General features: G+C 58.5%; 10 protein-coding genes. 7 read left to right on the top strand and 3 right to left on the bottom strand.

The genetic code is table 11. The features are described from left to right. The first annotated feature begins 117 nt into the window (after positions 1-117). The 7 genes from tssF to K7B09_RS07025 all read left to right on the top strand — a co-directional run bounded on the left by tssF (position 118) and on the right by K7B09_RS07025 (position 10,738). Positions 118-1,953 (top strand): type VI secretion system baseplate subunit TssF, encoded by a 1,836-nt coding sequence (tssF, locus tag K7B09_RS07055; protein WP_223628241.1) that lies wholly within the window; start codon positions 118-120, stop codon positions 1,951-1,953. After that, on the top strand, positions 1,950-3,047 hold the full coding sequence (gene tssG, locus K7B09_RS07050) for a type VI secretion system baseplate subunit TssG (protein ID WP_223628239.1): 1,098 nt from the start codon (positions 1,950-1,952) through the stop codon (positions 3,045-3,047). Before tssF ends, tssG begins: the two co-directional genes overlap by 4 nt. After that, a complete protein-coding gene (gene tssH / locus K7B09_RS07045) occupies positions 3,038-5,701 on the top strand; it encodes a type VI secretion system ATPase TssH (protein ID WP_223628236.1) in 2,664 nt (887 codons plus the stop codon). The genes tssG and tssH overlap by 10 nt, the downstream gene beginning before the upstream one ends. Before the next feature lie 185 nt (positions 5,702-5,886). Beyond that, positions 5,887-8,127, top strand: a complete 2,241-nt coding sequence (locus K7B09_RS07040) for a type VI secretion system Vgr family protein (protein WP_223628233.1) — start codon at positions 5,887-5,889, stop codon at positions 8,125-8,127. A 16-nt stretch (positions 8,128-8,143) separates the two neighbouring features. Then, entirely contained in the window at positions 8,144-8,809 is a 666-nt protein-coding gene (locus tag K7B09_RS07035) for a DUF4123 domain-containing protein (RefSeq protein WP_223628231.1), read from the top strand. 13 nt (positions 8,810-8,822) lie between these two features. Next, complete coding sequence (locus tag K7B09_RS07030; protein WP_223628229.1) at positions 8,823-9,179, top strand: hypothetical protein; 357 nt, start codon at positions 8,823-8,825, stop codon at positions 9,177-9,179. Positions 9,180-9,181: 2 nt separating this feature from the next. Then, a complete protein-coding gene (locus K7B09_RS07025) occupies positions 9,182-10,738 on the top strand; it encodes a hypothetical protein (protein ID WP_223628227.1) in 1,557 nt (518 codons plus the stop codon). Between the two features lie 123 nt (positions 10,739-10,861). Here the strand turns inward: K7B09_RS07025 and K7B09_RS07020 are convergent, their stop codons facing one another. From K7B09_RS07020 to K7B09_RS07010, 3 genes are all read right to left on the bottom strand, one after another. Continuing rightward, positions 10,862-11,191, bottom strand: coding sequence for a DUF4280 domain-containing protein (locus K7B09_RS07020; RefSeq protein ID WP_263296741.1), 330 nt, complete (start codon positions 11,189-11,191; stop codon positions 10,862-10,864). 93 nt (positions 11,192-11,284) lie between these two features. Further along, positions 11,285-11,875, bottom strand: a complete 591-nt coding sequence (locus tag K7B09_RS07015) for an OmpA family protein (protein ID WP_223628222.1) — start codon at positions 11,873-11,875, stop codon at positions 11,285-11,287. 214 nt (positions 11,876-12,089) lie between these two features. Continuing rightward, entirely contained in the window at positions 12,090-17,885 is a 5,796-nt protein-coding gene (locus tag K7B09_RS07010) for a two-partner secretion domain-containing protein (RefSeq protein WP_223628220.1), read from the bottom strand. Positions 17,886-17,898 lie beyond the last annotated feature (13 nt).

Genomic DNA, 17,898 nt, shown 5'->3' with positions numbered 1-17,898 from the left:
CCATTTGCCGGCATGGCATACACCTTCCGGCAAATGGCCGTCTTGTCGATGGCTATTTAGCCTGTGCTATCGCCGGGGGCGCATGCCGCGCTGCCCGGTCCTTGCTGCAGGAACGCCATGCTCGACGATCTGCTGCCGTATTACGAAAACGAACTGACCTACCTGCGGCGTTTGTCGAAGGAGTTCGCGGCCAAGTACCCGAAAATCGCCTCGCGCTTGCAGATGGAAGGTGAGGTCTGCGAAGACCCGCACGTTGAGCGGATGATCGAGTCGTTTTCATTCCTGACTGCGCGCATCCACAAAAAGCTCGACGACGAGTTCCCGCAGATCACCGAAGCGATGTTGTCGGTGCTGTACCCGCATTTTTTGCGTCCGGTTCCCTCGATGTCAGTGGCCCAACTGCAACTCGCCCCGGGCACCGACATCAGCGAGATGCAGGAGCTACCGCGCCATAGCCAATTGCTCAGCCGCCCGGTGCAAGGCATGCAGATACGTTATCGCACCGCATATGCGGTGGATGTATGGCCCATCCGAATTGCACAAGCGCAGCTGGAGGCCGCCGAACGCTCGGCGTTTGCAGTGACTCGCAATGACACCGTTGCAACCTTGCGCTTGCGCATCGAAACCACCGGCCAGCAACCACTCTCGCAACTGCCCATTCAACGCCTGCGCCTGTATTTGGAAGGCGAAAGCCCGCTAGTGCATGCCCTGCACGAATTGCTGCTCAACTCTGCTGCCAGCATTACCCTGCGCGCGCCCGAGGGCGAGCCACAGGTCGCACCGGTGCGCCTGCCGGCATCGGCTTTGCAGCCTGTAGGCTTTGCCGAAGACGAAGCACTGCTGGACTACGACCCACGCTCATTCCTGGGTTATCGGCTGCTGCAGGAATATTTCGTCCTGCCCGAGAAATTCTTGTTCGTTGATCTTGTCGGCCTGGATTTTTCGCGGTTCAAACAAGCAGTTGAAATTGCCATCGAGTTCAACTCATTTGGTCGCCCGGAGCGCCTGCAACGGCTGGAACAAACGGTCTCTGCCGATACCTTCCGGTTGTTTTGCACGCCGGTGGTCAACCTATTCAAACAACAAGGCGAGCCCATCCGGTTGGCGCACGAGCGTCACGAGTATCAGATTGTCCCGGACGTACGTCGACCATTGGGGCTGGAGGTGTATTCGGTGGATTGGGTGCGCAAATTCAGCCGCAGCCCCACCGGCAATGATTCGGTGGAATTCCACCCGGCGTATTCGGTACAGCATGCCCTGCATGACGATGGCGAAGGCCACTATTGGTATCTGCAGCGACGGCCCTCGCTGCTGCCCAATGATGACGGAACCGATGTGATGCTGAGCTTGGTGGATCGCGACATGAACCCCAATACTCCGTCGGTCGATACGCTTTCAGTCAGCCTGACCTGCACCAATCGTGACCTGCCTTCACAATTGCCATTTGGCGGCGAAGACAGCCTGCTGCAACCCGAACAAGGTGGCGTCATTTCAGGTGCGCGCATGCTCAAGAAGCCTAGTGCCACTTGGCGCGCGCCTATGCGCCAAGCCAATCAGTGGCGACTCATCTCGCACCTCTCGCTCAACCATCTATCCATCGTCGATGGTGGTCGTGAGGCTTTGCTTGAAATCTTGAACCTCTACAATTTCTCCGAATCGGGCACTTTGCGCAAACAGATTGCCGGCATCGTCAATGTCGCAGGCCACCCATCGGTAACGCGCATCGGGCGCGCACCGCGGCAAGCATTTGTACGCGGCACCGAAATCGAATTGACCTTCGATGAAAATCAATACGTCGGTTCTGGCGTATATCTCATGGCGTGTATCCTGGATCGCTTCTTCGCCCTGTATTGCACCGCCAATTCATACACACGCCTGAGTGTGCGTACCGAGCAGCGCGAAGATTGGATGGTGCAGTTCGCACCACGCAGTGGGAGTCTGCCGCTGATATGAGCAGCGAATACACCACTCTGACTGCGCATGCGCATCAGGACTATGTCGATCTGGATCCGATGCGGCCGGCAATGGAGCGCTTGCAAGCACAACCTGGACGCTTCGGCTTTTTCCAAGCTGTGCGCCTGCTGTATAGCGCCAATGGGTTTGATGGTCGTGGCAGCGGCGCACGCCCGGGCCCGTTGCGCTTCATCACCCCGGCGTCACTGGCATTTCCGCCCTCGGAACTGCATTCCATCCAGGTGGGTGACAACAACACCCGCCTGTGCGTTAATTTCATTGGCCTGACCGGGCCATCGGGTGTATTGCCGCGCAGCTATACCGAATTGCTGATTGCCCGCCGCGTTGGCCGCGACAACAGCGCGCAGGAGTTCCTGGATCTATTCAACCATCGCATCGTGGCCTTGTTCTGGTTGGCCTGGGCCAAACATCGCCCTGAAATTGGCCGCCAATTCGGCTTCCAGAATTCGGTACTGCGCTATCTGGAACACGTCGTCGGCCTGGGCACCCCTGCCTTGCAGGCACGATTGCACCCGAATCGCCGTACGGCCAACACAACCAAGCCATTGCCGGGGGCGGCGATGGTGTATTTCTCCGGCCTGATCGCACAACGCCCGCATGGCGAACGCGCGATTGCGCAAGTCCTCTCCGCCGTGGTGGGTGCGCCTGTGCAGACCACCGGCTGCCTAGGCACTTGGCAACCCATTACCCGCGAGGCGCGCACCCGGCTTGGCGTGCGTGGCCACCAGCTGGGTGATGGCTGCGTGCTGGGCAGCCACTACTGGGATCGACAAACCACTTTACGACTGAGCATTGGCCCCCTGACACGCAGCAAATTCAATGCGCTGCTGCCGCGTGGGTCGCGTTTGTCCGATGTGATGGAGCTCACCCGTTTCCTCACTGGGTTGGCGCTGGATCTACGTGTGCAGCTCTCGCTGACGGCCGATCAAGTGCCGCCGCTGCGGCTGGGTACGCTTGGCGACGACCGCCCGCAATTGGGCTGGAACACATGGCTGCGTGGGCGTCAAAACCCGCTGCCGGCCAACGACTGCGAATTTCACTTTTCTGCAATGGGAGGTCAATCATGGCACTGAACCTGCGTGCGCTAATCGCGCGACTGAACACCACTGTGCGCGGCGCGATGGAGGGCGCAGCAGGCCTGTGCATGTCGCGCGGGCATTACGAAGTGGAAGTCGAACATGTGCTGGTGAAATTGATGGAGGTGGAAAATACCGACATCCGCCGCATCCTGCGTCAATTCGAAATAGCGCCCGAAGCCTTGGAGCGCGAGCTGGGCAAAGCACTCGACGGGTTCAAGACCGGCAACCAGCGCACGCCGGCGCTGTCTGCCATGTTGCCAAAATTGTTTGAAGCCGCTTGGGGCTGGGCATCCATCGAATTTGGTGAGGCCAAGATCCGCAGTGGACACATCCTGGTGGCGCTACTGGCGGATGCCGAATTGCGACGTTTGGTGAGTGTCAGCGCACGCTCGCTGGAAAAAATAAACTTGGAAACCCTGACCAAGAACTTCCACGCACTTACCGAAGCATCCTCTGAGGCACGTGATGCTCGCGCCCTGGGCGATGCCGGCACCGCAATGAGTGGTGGTGATGCCAGCATGCCGGGTGCAGCACCCAGCGGTGGCCGCCCCAGCAAGACCCCCAATCTGGATCAGTACTGCGTCAACCTGACCCAGCGTGCGCGCGAAGGCAAACTCGACCCGGTGCTGGGGCGCGATTCTGAAATTCGCCTGATGATCGACGTGCTCACCCGCCGTCGGCAAAACAACCCGATTCTCACCGGTGAAGCCGGCGTCGGCAAAACCGCAGTCGTAGAAGGCTTGGCGCTGCGCATTACCGCCAACGATGTGCCACCACAATTGCAGGGCGTGGAACTGCTGTCGCTGGACCTGGGCCTGTTGCAAGCCGGCGCGTCGGTAAAGGGCGAATTCGAAAATCGCCTGAAAGGCGTGATTGATGAAGTCAAATCCAGCACCACGCCGATCATCATGTTCATCGACGAAGCGCACACCTTGATTGGTGCCGGCGGTGCAGCTGGCCAGAACGACGCCGCCAATCTGCTGAAACCTGCATTGGCACGCGGCGAAATGCGCACGATTGCGGCCACCACGTGGAGCGAATACAAGAAATATTTCGAAAAAGACCCGGCCCTGACCCGTCGTTTCCAAGTGGTCAAGGTGGATGAACCGGACGATGCCAAGGCGATATCGATGCTGCGCGGGGTGGGCCAGGCGATGGCGGCGCATCACAAGGTGCGTATCCTCGATGAAGCCATCACCGAAGCGGTCAAGCTCAGCTCGCGCTTTATCCCGGGCCGCCAATTGCCGGACAAGGCGGTCAGTGTGCTGGATACTGCCTGCGCCAAAATCGCCATCGGGCAAAACGCAACGCCGGCCAAAATCGAAGATGCCCGCCGGCACTTGGATGTACTGGCGGCTGAGCGCGCCCAGCTTGAAAAAGAAGCCGCAGGTGGTACCGACCACAGCAAGCGGCTTGCCGAAATCAGTGAAGAAAGCACCCGGCTCAGCGCCACACTGGCTGCAGACGAAGCCCGCTTTGCACAAGAAAAAGAGCTGGTTGCAAAGATCCACGCCGAACTGGACAAGGTGGAGGCACTGGCTGCCGATGACCCCACCCGCGCCGATGCGGTGGCCACACTCAATGCAGTGCGCAGTGATCTCAAAGCCCTGCAGGGTTTTGAGCCGATGATCTTGCCGGTGGTGGATTCCGGTGCCGTCGCGCAGATCATCGCGGGCTGGACCGGAATTCCTGTCGGCCGCATGGTCGCCGACGAAATCCAGACTGTGCTCAAACTCAAGGAATCGCTGGAAGAACGTGTCATCGGCCAAAGCCATGCGCTGGACGCCATTGCCCAGCGGGTGCGCACCTCACGCGCCAACTTGGAAGACCCGGACAAGCCCAAGGGCGTGTTCCTGCTGGTTGGCACTTCCGGTGTAGGCAAGACCGAAACCGCGATTGCACTGGCCGATGCGCTGTACGGTGGCGAGCGCAGCATGATCACCATTGCAATGTCCGAATATCAGGAAGCGCATACCGTCTCCAGTCTCAAGGGCAGCCCGCCCGGCTATGTGGGCTACGGCGAAGGTGGCGTGCTGACCGAAGCCGTGCGGCGTCGGCCGTATTCGGTGGTATTGCTGGATGAAATCGAAAAAGCCCATCCGGACGTTCTGGAGCTGTTCTTCCAAGTGTTCGACAAGGGCCGCATGGAAGACGGCGAAGGCCGCGAAATCGACTTCCGCAATACCCTGATCATCCTCACTTCCAACGCCGGCACCGACTTGGTGATGCAGGCCTGCAACGAGTCCGAGGAGTTGCCGACGGTTGACTATCTCAACGAACTGCTCAAGCCCGAACTCAACCGGACTTTCAAACCGGCGTTCCTGGGCCGTACCGCGGTGGTGCCCTACTACCCGCTGCGTGATGACAACATGCGCAAGATCGTGCGCCTGAAGCTCAACAAGATCGGCAAGCGGATCAAAGCCAATCACGGTGCCGCGTTCCAATACGACGATGCGGTGGTAGATGCCATCGCCCAGCGCTGTACCGAGGTGGATTCGGGCGCCCGCAATATCGACAACATCCTGACCGGCACCGTGCTGCCCGAAGTCTCCGGATATGTTCTCGAGCGCATGGCCGAAGGTAGCGGCATCGCCAGTATCCAAATTGGCGTCGGTGAGGACGGCCACTTCAGCTATGCGGTGACCTGACCGGATGCGTCCCATGCCCGCGTCGCCATGGATGGCAGCGTGGGTACCAAGCACCCGCTCACCGGAGGCCTACGCCCTTCGCCCTATGCACTGCACCGTTTGCGCCCGCTTGCATAGCACTTCGGACGAATGTTGCAACGCGTGAAATGCAACGACGATAGTCGTTGACAACGGTCGATCCTGCCATGCCTAAAATCACCACCAGCAACCGCATGTTTTTTCTGACCCCCAAGGAATACGGGGAGGATGACTTGCTGATTGAAGAAATGTCCGGGCAGGAAGGGGTCTCCAAGCTCTTCGAGTTCCGCCTCAAGCTGTTGTCTGAGCGGGATGACATCAAGCCGGAAAACATCATCGGCAAAAGTGCGATCTTGCGTATCGAGACCTTTGACTCCCACCACAACGATGGCCAGCGCCACTGGAACGGTTATGTGTCGCGGTTCGCCATCACCGGCACGCTGCCCGCCTCCGGCACCAAAGACCAAGACATCTACTGCTACGAGTGCGACATCGTGCCGTGGTTCTGGTTCCTGACCCAGAACGAGGACTGCCGAATCTTCCAGAACCTGTCGGTGCCCGAAATCATCGACACCATCTTCGGTGAATTCGGATATGACGACTACAAGTTGGAGTTGAACGAAAGCTATCCTTCGCTTGAGTTTTGCACGCAGTACAACGAGACCTCATTCGATTTCATTTCTCGCCTGATTGAACGCGAGGGCATCTATTACTATTTCCGTCATAACGAGGATGCAGATTCGCGGCACATCCTGGTGTTTACCGACAATAAAAGCGCCAATCCGAAGCTGATCCCTTCGCGCATTCCATACCATCATTCTGGCCATGCGGCAGGTGCCGATGCAATCCGCAAACTGCTGTCCGACCAACAGATCCGCACCCGCAAGGCCACGCTATCCGATTGGGACTACAAGAACAAAGCCGTACTTAGCGAAAACACGCCCACCCTGCTCAAAATAGGCAGCGATGTAGATACCGAGCGCTACCGCTACTACGGCGGCTTTGACGCGCAAGGCAAATCGCCGTCTGGCAAGCACTTGGCAAAAATCCTGATGGAGTCGGAAGAAGCCAGCCATATGAGCTACTCCGGCGAAAGCCAAGTGCGCGAGCTCACCCCCGGCCATGTATTCGAACTTGAAGATCATACGCGCGATGAATTCAACATCGAGTACATGGTGCTGACGGTGCAGCATCGTGGCAATAACAACTTGATGGGCAATTTCGACGGCGCCAAATACCGCAACACATTCACCTTACAAAAGCATGATCATGTGTATCGTGCGCCAATCACAACTCCGCGCGGTCTGGTGCGCGGCCCGCAAACAGCGATCGTGGTGGGCCCGTCTGGCAACGAGATCTACACCGACGAAGCCGGGCGTATCAAGGTGCGCTTTCACTGGGATCGCAAGGTCAGCGGCCGAGCCAACAACACCACTGACGACAAGGCCTCGTGCTGGGTTCGGGTAGCACAACTGTGGGCCGGCAACGGCTACGGCACTATGTTCATGCCACGCATCGGCATGGAAGTGGTAGTGGACTTCCTGGAGGGCAACCCCGACCTCCCACTGGTAGTGGGCTGTGTCTACAACGGCAAGAACCCCCCCCCTCTCAACTTCCCAACCGATGCCACCCGCTCCACCATCAAGACGCTGTCCTCCAAGGGCGGTGGCGGTTTCAACGAGCTGCGCTTCGAGGACAAAAAGGACAGCGAAGAGATTTTTGTGCATGCGCAAAAAGATTTGCAACTGCGCACCGGCAATAACCGCACTGAAAACATCGGCGTGGATTGCAATCTCACCATTGGCAAGAACCGCATCGAATCGATTGGTGAAAACGCTGATCTGGACGTCGGTAAAAACCAAACCCACTCCATCGGCCTGAATCAGGCTGTCACCGTGGGGCAAGAGCACTACCTAACCGTTGGCACAAACCATCACACTGATGCTGGCATGAATATGGCGCTTACGGCCGGCATGAACGTAGACATGACCGCAGGTGTCAACACTGCCGTGTCGGCGGGCGTGAATATCGACGTCAAAGCAGGCGTAAACCTGGTACTCGAGGCGGGTGCTGTCCTCAGCCTGAAGGCCGGTGGCAGTTCGATCATGCTCAGTGCCGCCGGAGTGATGATCACCGGCACGATGGTGATGATCAACTCGGGTGGTAGCGGCTTGTCAGCCCAGAAAGCCAAGAAAGCCGAGAAAGCCGACAAGCCGAAAAAGGCCATTGAGGCCATCAAGAACACAGCCGGCAAGATCAACGACCCCGTGCAGCAACTTCAGGCGCAGGGCCTGCGCAACGCACACCGCGAGAAACAGCCGTTCTGTGCCGTATGTGAAGCCGCACGCCATGCACTGGAAGCGCTTGAATCGGCGACCGAATCCATTGGCTACTCAAGCCCGTTCTGAAGTTAATGGAGTGTGCATGTCCGGATTCGGCACAACCTTGCGTATTCAACAGGAGTATCCCGGAAGCGTCGCACCCTGGGGGAGGGGCGATGACAACTCGGGCACCTTCCGCACAACAGCGCACAACGGAAACGTCTTCGTGATTGGTCAGGGACAGTTTGAACTACTGCAACGCGCAATCTTCGGGCAAGGGCGCCCCGCCTTTGCGGTGCTGGATGGTGCTGGCATTGATGACCTGCCAGCTCTGTTGCAACAACACGCCCCAGAGGCCATGTGCCTGTTTTCCGGTGAGCTGGATCCCATGTTGGCAGCTGCCGCGCCCTATCTGGTTCCACTACGGAATGGTTCGCCAGGTACCCAGCTTGTCCTGCGCGATGGCTGGAACTCGCACTGGGGGATCATCTTGGTAACTGATGCCGATACCACCATGCTTTCGCTACGCTCGCATTTGCGCCGCATCTTGCGGGTCGCCGCACCCGGTGGCGAATCCATGTTGTTCAGATTCTATGATCCACGTGCGTTCCGCACAGTGGTTCCCACCTTCGACAAACAGCAGCACAAAGTATTTTTCGGCCCCATCCACGGCTGCTACGTGGAGTCACGCGATACCAATCAAGCGTTGTACTTCGCACGTGACAACCAGCAGGCCTCCGCCCCCCTGCCGCTCTCTGCCGCAGCCTAGGAGCGCAAGCATCATGCTCGAGCTTGACCGCAAGCAACTGTCAACGATCGGCCATACCCAGCTGCGCAATAATCTGGCGGATTTCCTCAACCGTCACCTTGGTGGCAAAGCTCCGCTGCAGCTTGATCAATTGGATGCCGAATTGGATGCCGTAATTGCCCACTGCCAAAAAGAAGGCCTGAAAACGCAACGTGCGATCGCATCCTACGCCCTTGCCTGCTCGCTGTTTGGCAATGATCGAGTAGCGGGTGACCCCTCGATTGTTGGCATCCTTGCAGATCGCAGCAGCTCCCAGATGGATCGCGCCTTGCTGATTGAAATGTGGACTGCCGCTGCCTACAGTGATTTCCGACGCGCGCAGGGAGGCTGAACATGTTCGAATCCTTGTCCGAAGGTTTATCCAGTATCGGTGCGGCTGCAAGCGGAGCCGTGCAACAAGCGCAGCAAGCCGCCAATACCGCTGCGCAGCAGGCGGCCAACGCAGCAAAAGGCGCGATTGGTGAAGCTCAGACTGCCGTCTCCAATGCAGCCACTGCCGCCGCAGGTGCCGCCAATGGCGCGGTTGCCGAAGCACAAAAAGCTGCGCAACAAGCAATTGCCCAAGCCGGTAATGCAGCACAAGGGGCACTGCAGCAAGCAAATTCCGCACTGGACAATGCTCGCAATGCCGCCAACGACATGGCGAACAATGCGTTGAGGCAAGCCAATACGGCATTGACCCAAGCACGCGAGCAGGCCGGGGCCGCGGCACAAAATGCTCTGAAGCAAGCACATGCGGCTGTGGATGCGGCACAACAGCAAGCCAAGACGATGGTCAAAGGCGCGCTGGATACCGCCAATCAAGCTCTAGATAGCGCCATGAATACGGCCGAACAAGCCGCTCAGGAGCAAATTGGCCGCGCCATGGATATGGTCGACAGGGCCAGCGATTTGATCGAAAACGGCGTCAACCAGGCACTGGATACCGCCAACGGTGCCATCGACAATGCGCAGGAAATCCTCCGCAATGCCGCCACCAATGCCTTGCAGAAAGCCCGTAGCGAAGTACTCGATCGCGCACACGACGCATTGGGGGAGGTGCGCGGTGCGCTGGATGCGTTGCCGGCTTCATTCCCCAACCTGCCGATTGATCTACCTTCGTCCAGTTGTCCGTATGTCAATGCGCTACGCGATGCACTTGCTCGCCGTGCAGCACAAGCAAATAGCGCTTTGGGTAATGCGGTCAACGCACTCAACAATGTTGCTGGCCCACTACTGGATCAGGCCGATGACATGCTGGACCAAGCCGACGCCTTGGCCGATCAAGCCTTGGATGCGATGGATCAAGCAATGACTGCGCTGGACGACGCGCAAGCCACCGCCAACCAAGCCGCGCACCAAGCGATTGACACCGCCAAGGGGGCGGTGCAACAAGCACAGCAAACTGTGCGTGACACCGCCAAGACCGCCATCGATCAAGCCAAGTCCACCGTGAATTCGGTGCGGGATCAAGTCAACAACACCGTTAATGATGGCGTTGACAAAGCGATGGCGGTGGTAGATACCGTGCAACAGCAGGCTGGCGATGCCGCACAACAAGCTCTGGATACCGCTCAGCACGCTGCGGAACAGGCGCAACAGCAAGCCAATCAGATGGCCCAACAAGCGCTTGCCCAAGCTAACCAGGCTGCACAGCAGGCCCAACAAGCCCTCAATGGTGCTGCACAAAGTGCCCTCAATTCAGCGCAGGGCGCCGCGCAGGAAGCGGTTACCAGTGCCGGCCAGGCAGCACAGGGGGCAATCTCCAATGCTCAGGCTGCTGTCACACAGGCATCCTCTGCGGCCGCAGCTGCCGCCAACCAGGCCGTTGCCGGCGCGCAAGCAGCCATCGCCGGGGCAACTCAGGCCGTCGGCAACGCCGCCAAATCATTGGGCAATCTCAACGGCTGACATTGTGAGCCCCAGAAACTGCTGCGATTCAATGCCGTTGCAGACACAAAAAAGGCGATCCAAGATCGCCTTTTTTATTGCATATCCAGCACCCCCGAACACACTAGCCCCGCTTTCACAGGCTCATGGAATCATTTCCGTTGCCTGCCCGGGGTTGGTGATCGTGATGAGCCCACCCCACGTACACAGATTGGTGCTGATGTTATCCAATGCAGGCATTCCGCCGATCAACACAGTGGGTGCCCCCACCTTCCAAGGTGATACCACCACCGGAATACACGGCTGCGGTGTCAACACCCCCATGGCAGCGGTAGTTGCCGCGGCCACCATGGGATTACTGGGGGTGGTGCACATCCCAAACGGCATGATGTTCTTCATGGGAATGAAGTCCATGATGTTGGCTGCCGGCTGCATCCCAGACAGTACCCGTTTCTCCGGAGTTACCACCAACATCGAGGGTGCCATACCAAAGACACAGGTCAATGTCGCTAGATTGACAACCTGAATTGGCACCTACCACACTCCTCGCCCGAGAACTGACAGTGATCAGCCGCCGGTTGCCAGAATTTCGACGCGGCGATTCTCCGCGGCAAACGGATCATCCTTGTTCAACAGCTCGCTCTTGCCTTTGCCTACTGCACGCAGACGTGCAGAGGCAACGCCGTGATCGACCAGATAGCGGCGCACCGCATTGGCGCGGCGGTCGGACAAGGCCTTGTTGTATTCCGCTGAGCCCTTGCCATCGGTATGCCCAATCACCGTGAACTTGCGATCTTGCAGCTGCGGCGAGGCCAACGCGGCGGCCAGGTTGGCCATGGTGTTTTCCGAGCTGCCGGAGATCCTGTCTGAATTGAACTCGAAATTGATCTGCATATTGATCGATGCAGGCTTGGCCGGCTTGGTCGCTACCGGAGCGGGTGCTGGGGCCGTAGTCGCCATCGAAGCGGCACCCGGGCGCAATGCCCGCGTTTGCCCTGCAGATTGCTCGGCATTGTCGGTCTTCAACGTGCCGATGATGGAGTCCACCGACGGCGCTTCTTGCGCCTGCGGGGGCGTCTTCTGTGCTTCCTGAGCCAAGAGCGTACCGCAACTTGCAAACAAGGCCGCCACCAAGGCGCCATGCAAAACTGTCTTCATGATCATCGTCGCATCCTCGTCAAATTGCGGCCTGATGGCCGGATTGGTTGCGCGCATAGAGCGCACGTCAGGCAGCTGCCTGCATGAAAGCAGTTTGCACCAGGAAACCCCGGATTTCGATACCACGTTCGGCCTAGACCTGATTGTCCAAGCCACACTTAGATCAACAATACCAGCGCAAACCCCCGAGGTCATCGGGGGTTGCCGGCTGGATTCAGAAGTCACCGCAGCTACTGCGCTTCTCACTATCGAAGCAATTAGTGAGATTCGGGCGCGAGCGCACTTTGGACCATTCATTGGCCAAGGCATCCCCTGTAGAGGCCAAGACTTGATCATCCAATGTTGCGTTCACCGCACACACCGGGGCCGCACCGAAATTGCGGTCATACACATAGGTGTCGACCGTTTCGCGAATGAAATCCACCGGCGTGGAAGAAAGCTGTGGCAGCGGTATGATCTGGAATGCCGCGGCATTGCCTGGCGCTTGGACAAATTTGTAGTTCTTGGCAATCGTGCCACCGACGATCGGGTAGAACCCAACCGGTGACAGCGGCCCGGCCGGGGACGACCAGATATTGCCGCTGCCAAATACGCTCTGCTGGGTATCGCCATTGCGGAAGCCGGCCACGGTACCAGTGAAATCAGGATTTGCGCCGCCCAAATACCGCACGAAGGGATCTGCCGTGAACACCAACGTCGCTTGGGTAATGCTCAAGGTGCCAGGCATCAGCTGGAATTTATAGCCAGCCGCAGAGGTAAAGTTGCCTGTAATCGCATAATTGCCAACATCACTCGCGATAGTGGCACTGGTTGACGCCGATCCGCTGGCAACATTGGCTGCCGTATCACCCAAAATGGCACCCGTCACGGTATAGCTGAACAGGGGGTTCTCCAAGCCGTATTCACGCGTGGCGTTGTCAAAGGTGATGGTGGCAATCGGTTGCTGCACATAGATGAAGTGATTGTCGCCACCCGTCACTGTTACGTCGCAAGCACCCAAATAGGCACATCCGTACAGGTTCGGCAAATTGCCATCCCCGGCAAGACCGCCGCGAGCTTCACCCGTCCAAGTACTGGCCCATACGTGCCAATCGCCGGATGCCGTCAGCGCCGCACCCGAGACGTTCTGCAAGCGCCCCGCGGTGACCAAATCGATGTTGGTAGCGGTCACACCGGCATTGAGGGTCATGTCACCGGCCAAATTGCGAATCAGTGCATCGCCACCCGCAGTGACACCTGTCGACCCCATGCTGGACAACTGACCCGAGCTGGCATTGAAGCCCAGCGCGGAGACGCTACCAATTGCAAGGTCGTTGGCATCCTGGAACTGGAAGTTGCCACCGGCAGACCCGGCCAACGTGGTGCTGGCCACATCATTTTGTGCGAGGCCCAATTGCACGTTGCCACTCGCGTTCGCCAGCAAACTATGCGCAAGGATCGCAGCACTTGCGGTTTGCGTGATATCGCCACCACTGGCCAAGGCCAGTGTGTAATTGCCGACATTCACACCCGCCTGCAAATCAATTCCGCCACCACCACTGTTCTGCAAGGTCAAATTGCCATTACGGGTGATCGCTTCCTGCACATGAATTGCACCCGCATGCTGGCTGCTGCCAATCACCACCTCGGGTGCACTGATTCGGCCCAGCTCATCATTGCTGATGGCAAAACCATCGCCATGCCCGAGCAAAATCTGGTCAGTGATGCGATCGTAAACACCGCCGTTCGCATCCACGCCACCTGGGCGCAGGTTGACGCCAACACTGCTGTGAAGGCTGCCATCCAATACGAGGGCATCGCCACTCCCGCCGTTCGCCGCACGAATGACGATCAGGCTGTTGCCTGCATCCACCACAGCACCGGCCCCCAACCGCAGGCCAGCCGCAGTGCCTTCACCGCTCAATTCAATTCCACCGCCATTACTGGAAATGCTGACTCCATTGGCAATCGCCAGCCCATCCGAGCTTGGCGCGGTGCTACGACCACGCAGATCCACATGCCCGCTATTGGTTGCGATGGTGCCACCACCGATGCTCAGACCACTGCTAGCCCCAACCCCCGCCAGCGTAATGCTGCCAGTCGTCGTGTTGATGCCAGAAGCTGCACCCAGTTGAATGCCGCGCCCGGATGCTGCGATGCCTTGCACATTTACCTGGCCTGCCACTGTGCTGAGGGTCGCGTCAAGATTGACACCCACCCCACCTGCCGCTGAAGCGTCGCCGTTCACATCGACATTGCCACCGGCGCTATCCACGCCGCCATTGGTCAGCGAGACACCCAGTGCCGCACCGCTGCCGGTAATCGCCACCGCGCCGCCACCACTGGTTACCTGATTATTTTGCATCAGCACGCCAGCATCGACGCCCACGCCATGAATGGTGATCGCGCCACCACTGCTGCCGACTGCAAACGGATTGCTGCCATCACCCAACTGCACACCCACGCCACCTGCACTGTTGCCGGTCACCACAATTGTGCCGCCATTGGTCGCCAGGCCCGTGCCCGTAACCCGCACACCGGCGGTGGCATTGGCCGCAGTCGCGGTGCCGTCCAGCGTGATATTGCCGCTGTTAGTCGTGATTGCCCCATTGCCCACATCCAAACCGAATGTGGCACCGGTGCCGTACAAGCCAATGGCACCCGTCGTGGTGGTGACACCTGCGCCATTGGCGAACTGAATACCAACGCCCTGCGCCGCATCGCCATGCACGATAACGTGCCCCGCACCACTGCTCAGCGGTGCGGCAGACAACACCACACCCACCCCATCTGCCGCTGAAGCGTCGCCGTTCACATCGACATTGCCACCGGCGCTATCCACGCCGCCATTGGTCAGCGAGACGCCCAGTGCCGCACCGCTGCCGGTAATCGCCACCGCGCCGCCACCACTGGTTACCTGATTATTTTGCATCAGCACGCCAGCATCGACGCCCACGCCATGAATGGTGATCGCGCCACCACTGCTGCCGACTGCAAACGGATTGCTGCCATCACCCAACTGCACACCCACGCCACCTGCACTGTTGCCGGTCACCACAATTGTGCCGCCATTGGTCGCCAGGCCCGTGCCCGTAACCCGCACACCGGCGGTGGCATTGGCCGCAGTCGCGGTGCCGTCCAGCGTGATATTGCCGCTGTTAGTCGTGATTGCCCCATTGCCCACATCCAAACCGAATGTGGCACCGGTGCCGTACAAGCCAATGGCACCCGTCGTGGTGGTGACACCTGCGCCATTGGCGAACTGAATACCAACGCCCTGCGCCGCATCGCCTATCACCGTCAACGCACCAGCACCCGACGTCAGATCCACGCCGTCGGCATAGACACCGATCGCACCCGCTGCACTGGCATGACCAGTGATACTGAGCGCGCCACCACTACTATCGATAGCGTTGCCAAGTGTTCCAGGGTGCAGCACAACACCACCTGTCGCACCTTCACCGTACAACACAATATCGCCACCAGCACTGCTGACTGCGTAGTAACCAACACCACCCAACACCAAGCCCGTGGCTGCAGTGCTTGAACCGAACACATCAATCAAGCCACCGGCGCTATCAATGCCACCCGTAATGGTTGTGCCATCCGCGCTACCACCTTCGCCATGCACACGGATGTTGCCACCATTGCTGTACAGGTCACCTGCAAAATACACCCCATGTGCGGCACCAATACCTGACAGATCGATGTCACCACCGCTGATCGTCAGCGTAGTAAATGACGCAAACAAACCATCGGCATCAGTACTCTGCCCATGGATGAGCACACCGTCGGCACCTGCCGTGATGCTGCCTCCGTTGAGACTGACCCCACTGGCTGCTCCCGATCCGGTGCCATAAATGGCGACCCCCCCACTCCCCGCATCGATTGAGCTTTCACCCATCGAGACACCAGCACCGGAGCCTGTGCTGGTACCACGCAGCAATACATTACCGCCATCAGTGGTGATCGTCATTCCTGACAGGGAAATTCCAGAAACGGCACTACTGGCATAGCCATTCAGTGGATCCGACTGGCCATACATCGAGATATTGCCGCCCATGCTGAGCAAGCTTGCGCTGCCAAAATCAATGCCGCCCGAGTATGGTGAACCACCCGCCGAGTTGGCGTTGAACACCATATCCAACGGACCATTCGAAGCCGCGATGGAGAACGCGTTACCAAAAATGCTGCCGGCTGCATTCACATCGAACGACAGGCGTGCGGCGTTGTCCGAATAGATCTGCGCATCATCGAACTGCACATCCGCATTCGAGTTCAGTACTACGCTGGTTCCGTTATAGAACGCGTAATTGATTTCGGCATCCTGCACCGTGGTGCCGTACTGTGGTGCGTCTTGATTGCCCACGGCACTGCCATTGATCACGGTCAGATCAGGCGCATCCAACGTCCAACGCCCTGCGCTGCCGGAAGACCCCGCATCGACCTGCAAACCACGCAAATCAAATAGACTGTCACTGGAGGTCAGGATCGCCCCGCCCGTCGTTCCACCTCGCGCGATCAAGCTGCCAAAGGCAGCAAGATAATTGGATGCTGAAAGCGAAATCGAGCCTCCCGCTCCACTGTTTCCTTGTGCATTGATCATGCGACCCTGCGGCAGCATCACATCGAAACCGCTGCCCGTGATCTGCCCGCCATTGGTGCCGCCCGATGCCAGCACATCGCCACCAAGCAATAGCGCACCAGCCCCAGCATCCAGCAGAATGCTGCCTCCGTTGCCGGCTTTCGCACTGGCACTTATTTCCGCGTAACTGGCAATACCGCTTCCGGCATTGATTTGTATGCTGCCTGCGGTCCCGGTCACGCTATTGGCGTTCAACCAAGACAGGGAATCGAAATTGACGGCGCCAGACGCTTCGATCTGGATTTGCCCGCCACCAGCAGCGCCGCTGGCATCAATGTGGCTGCCATAGCTGGCAGGATACCCATTGACGGTGTCTGCATCGTTGTGAAGGGTGACTGTGTCACCACGAATCACCACCGCACCACCCGCGTAGGCACCACCCGAGACATCAATGCTGCCGGGGATGAAATCGGTGCTGGCGTCGGTCAGAATTCCAGGTGACCCAACCATTACATCGCCATCGGTCGTCAGCTCCACCCGGCCACCTCGAGTGCTAACACCGCGTGCACGCAATGTGCCTCCGGCAATGATGAGGCCACCGGTCGCACTCGCAGTCATCGCCGTACGCATCTGGATCTGCCCACCATCGGCAGTGATATTCCCGGTATTGGCCACCATCGGAAGCACTGGCCCGGGGCAAGGCAAAGATGGGCATCCAAATGATCCCGGTTTCGCAATTCCTGGGCCAGTGATGGTCAGCATCGTCAGACCGTCGCCTTGAAAATCCAAGGTCACGCTTTCTGCCGAGCCAAATAGCACACTGCCACCGGGAGTGGTGATATCGCCTTGATTGAGTATCTGTCGCCCCAACAGCGCCACGGTTCCCTTAGCTGAAGTGTTGATCTGAGCACCGTAATCAACCATGACAGATTGATCGCCCACATTGGTCATCGGCTCAAACTGATAGTGCCCGCTGTCCACGCCAGTGAGGAAATTGGCATCGCTGATGTCCATGGTGGATGCCACCAGCCCACCGACGTTGACCACCGAACCACTACCGAAGGTAATGCCTGACGGATTGATCAGGAACACATTGCCGTTTGAGGACAACGTGCCATCGATGAACGACTGGGAGATACCGTAGCCGCCACCAACAACGCGATTCAATGTCACGCTGTTGGCACCGAACTGCTGGTCAAAATTGACCGTGAAGCCGTAGGCGATACTGAATGAATCCCAGTTGATGATTGCGCCCTTGGTGGTCTGGGTCACCGTCATGACGATATCGCTGTTGTTGATTGTTGCAGCACCAGAAACGACGTTGCCATTTTCAGGCAGGCTCTGTGCCATGGCGGGTAGTACTGGCATCGCCATTGCAGCCACCAGCGCCGCGGCCAACTTCCGACGCCGCAGACTCTGCAATTGTTCGCGATGTGTCTTGTTCATGCGCATTGCCAGT

This window comes from Thermomonas beijingensis, assembly GCF_020034655.1.
GTDB lineage: Bacteria > Pseudomonadota > Gammaproteobacteria > Xanthomonadales > Xanthomonadaceae > Thermomonas > Thermomonas beijingensis.
The sequence above is the reverse complement of the archived record's forward strand: the minus strand, read 5'-3'. Positions and strand labels throughout refer to the sequence as shown.

What these genes read in the sequence shown, in the direction of transcription:
- tssF (WP_223628241.1), top strand. Translation starts at nt 118, where the DNA reads ATGCTCGACGATCTGCTGCCGTATTACGAAAACGAACTGACCTACCTG.
- tssG (WP_223628239.1), top strand. Translation starts at nt 1,950, where the DNA reads ATGAGCAGCGAATACACCACTCTGACTGCGCATGCGCATCAGGACTAT.
- tssH (WP_223628236.1), top strand. Translation starts at nt 3,038, where the DNA reads ATGGCACTGAACCTGCGTGCGCTAATCGCGCGACTGAACACCACTGTG.
- K7B09_RS07040 (WP_223628233.1), top strand. Translation starts at nt 5,887, where the DNA reads ATGCCTAAAATCACCACCAGCAACCGCATGTTTTTTCTGACCCCCAAG.
- K7B09_RS07035 (WP_223628231.1), top strand. Translation starts at nt 8,144, where the DNA reads ATGTCCGGATTCGGCACAACCTTGCGTATTCAACAGGAGTATCCCGGA.
- K7B09_RS07030 (WP_223628229.1), top strand. Translation starts at nt 8,823, where the DNA reads ATGCTCGAGCTTGACCGCAAGCAACTGTCAACGATCGGCCATACCCAG.
- K7B09_RS07025 (WP_223628227.1), top strand. Translation starts at nt 9,182, where the DNA reads ATGTTCGAATCCTTGTCCGAAGGTTTATCCAGTATCGGTGCGGCTGCA.
- K7B09_RS07020 (WP_263296741.1), bottom strand. Translation starts at nt 11,191, where the DNA reads ATGTTGGTGGTAACTCCGGAGAAACGGGTACTGTCTGGGATGCAGCCG.
- K7B09_RS07015 (WP_223628222.1), bottom strand. Translation starts at nt 11,875, where the DNA reads ATGAAGACAGTTTTGCATGGCGCCTTGGTGGCGGCCTTGTTTGCAAGT.
- K7B09_RS07010 (WP_223628220.1), bottom strand. Translation starts at nt 17,885, where the DNA reads ATGAACAAGACACATCGCGAACAATTGCAGAGTCTGCGGCGTCGGAAG.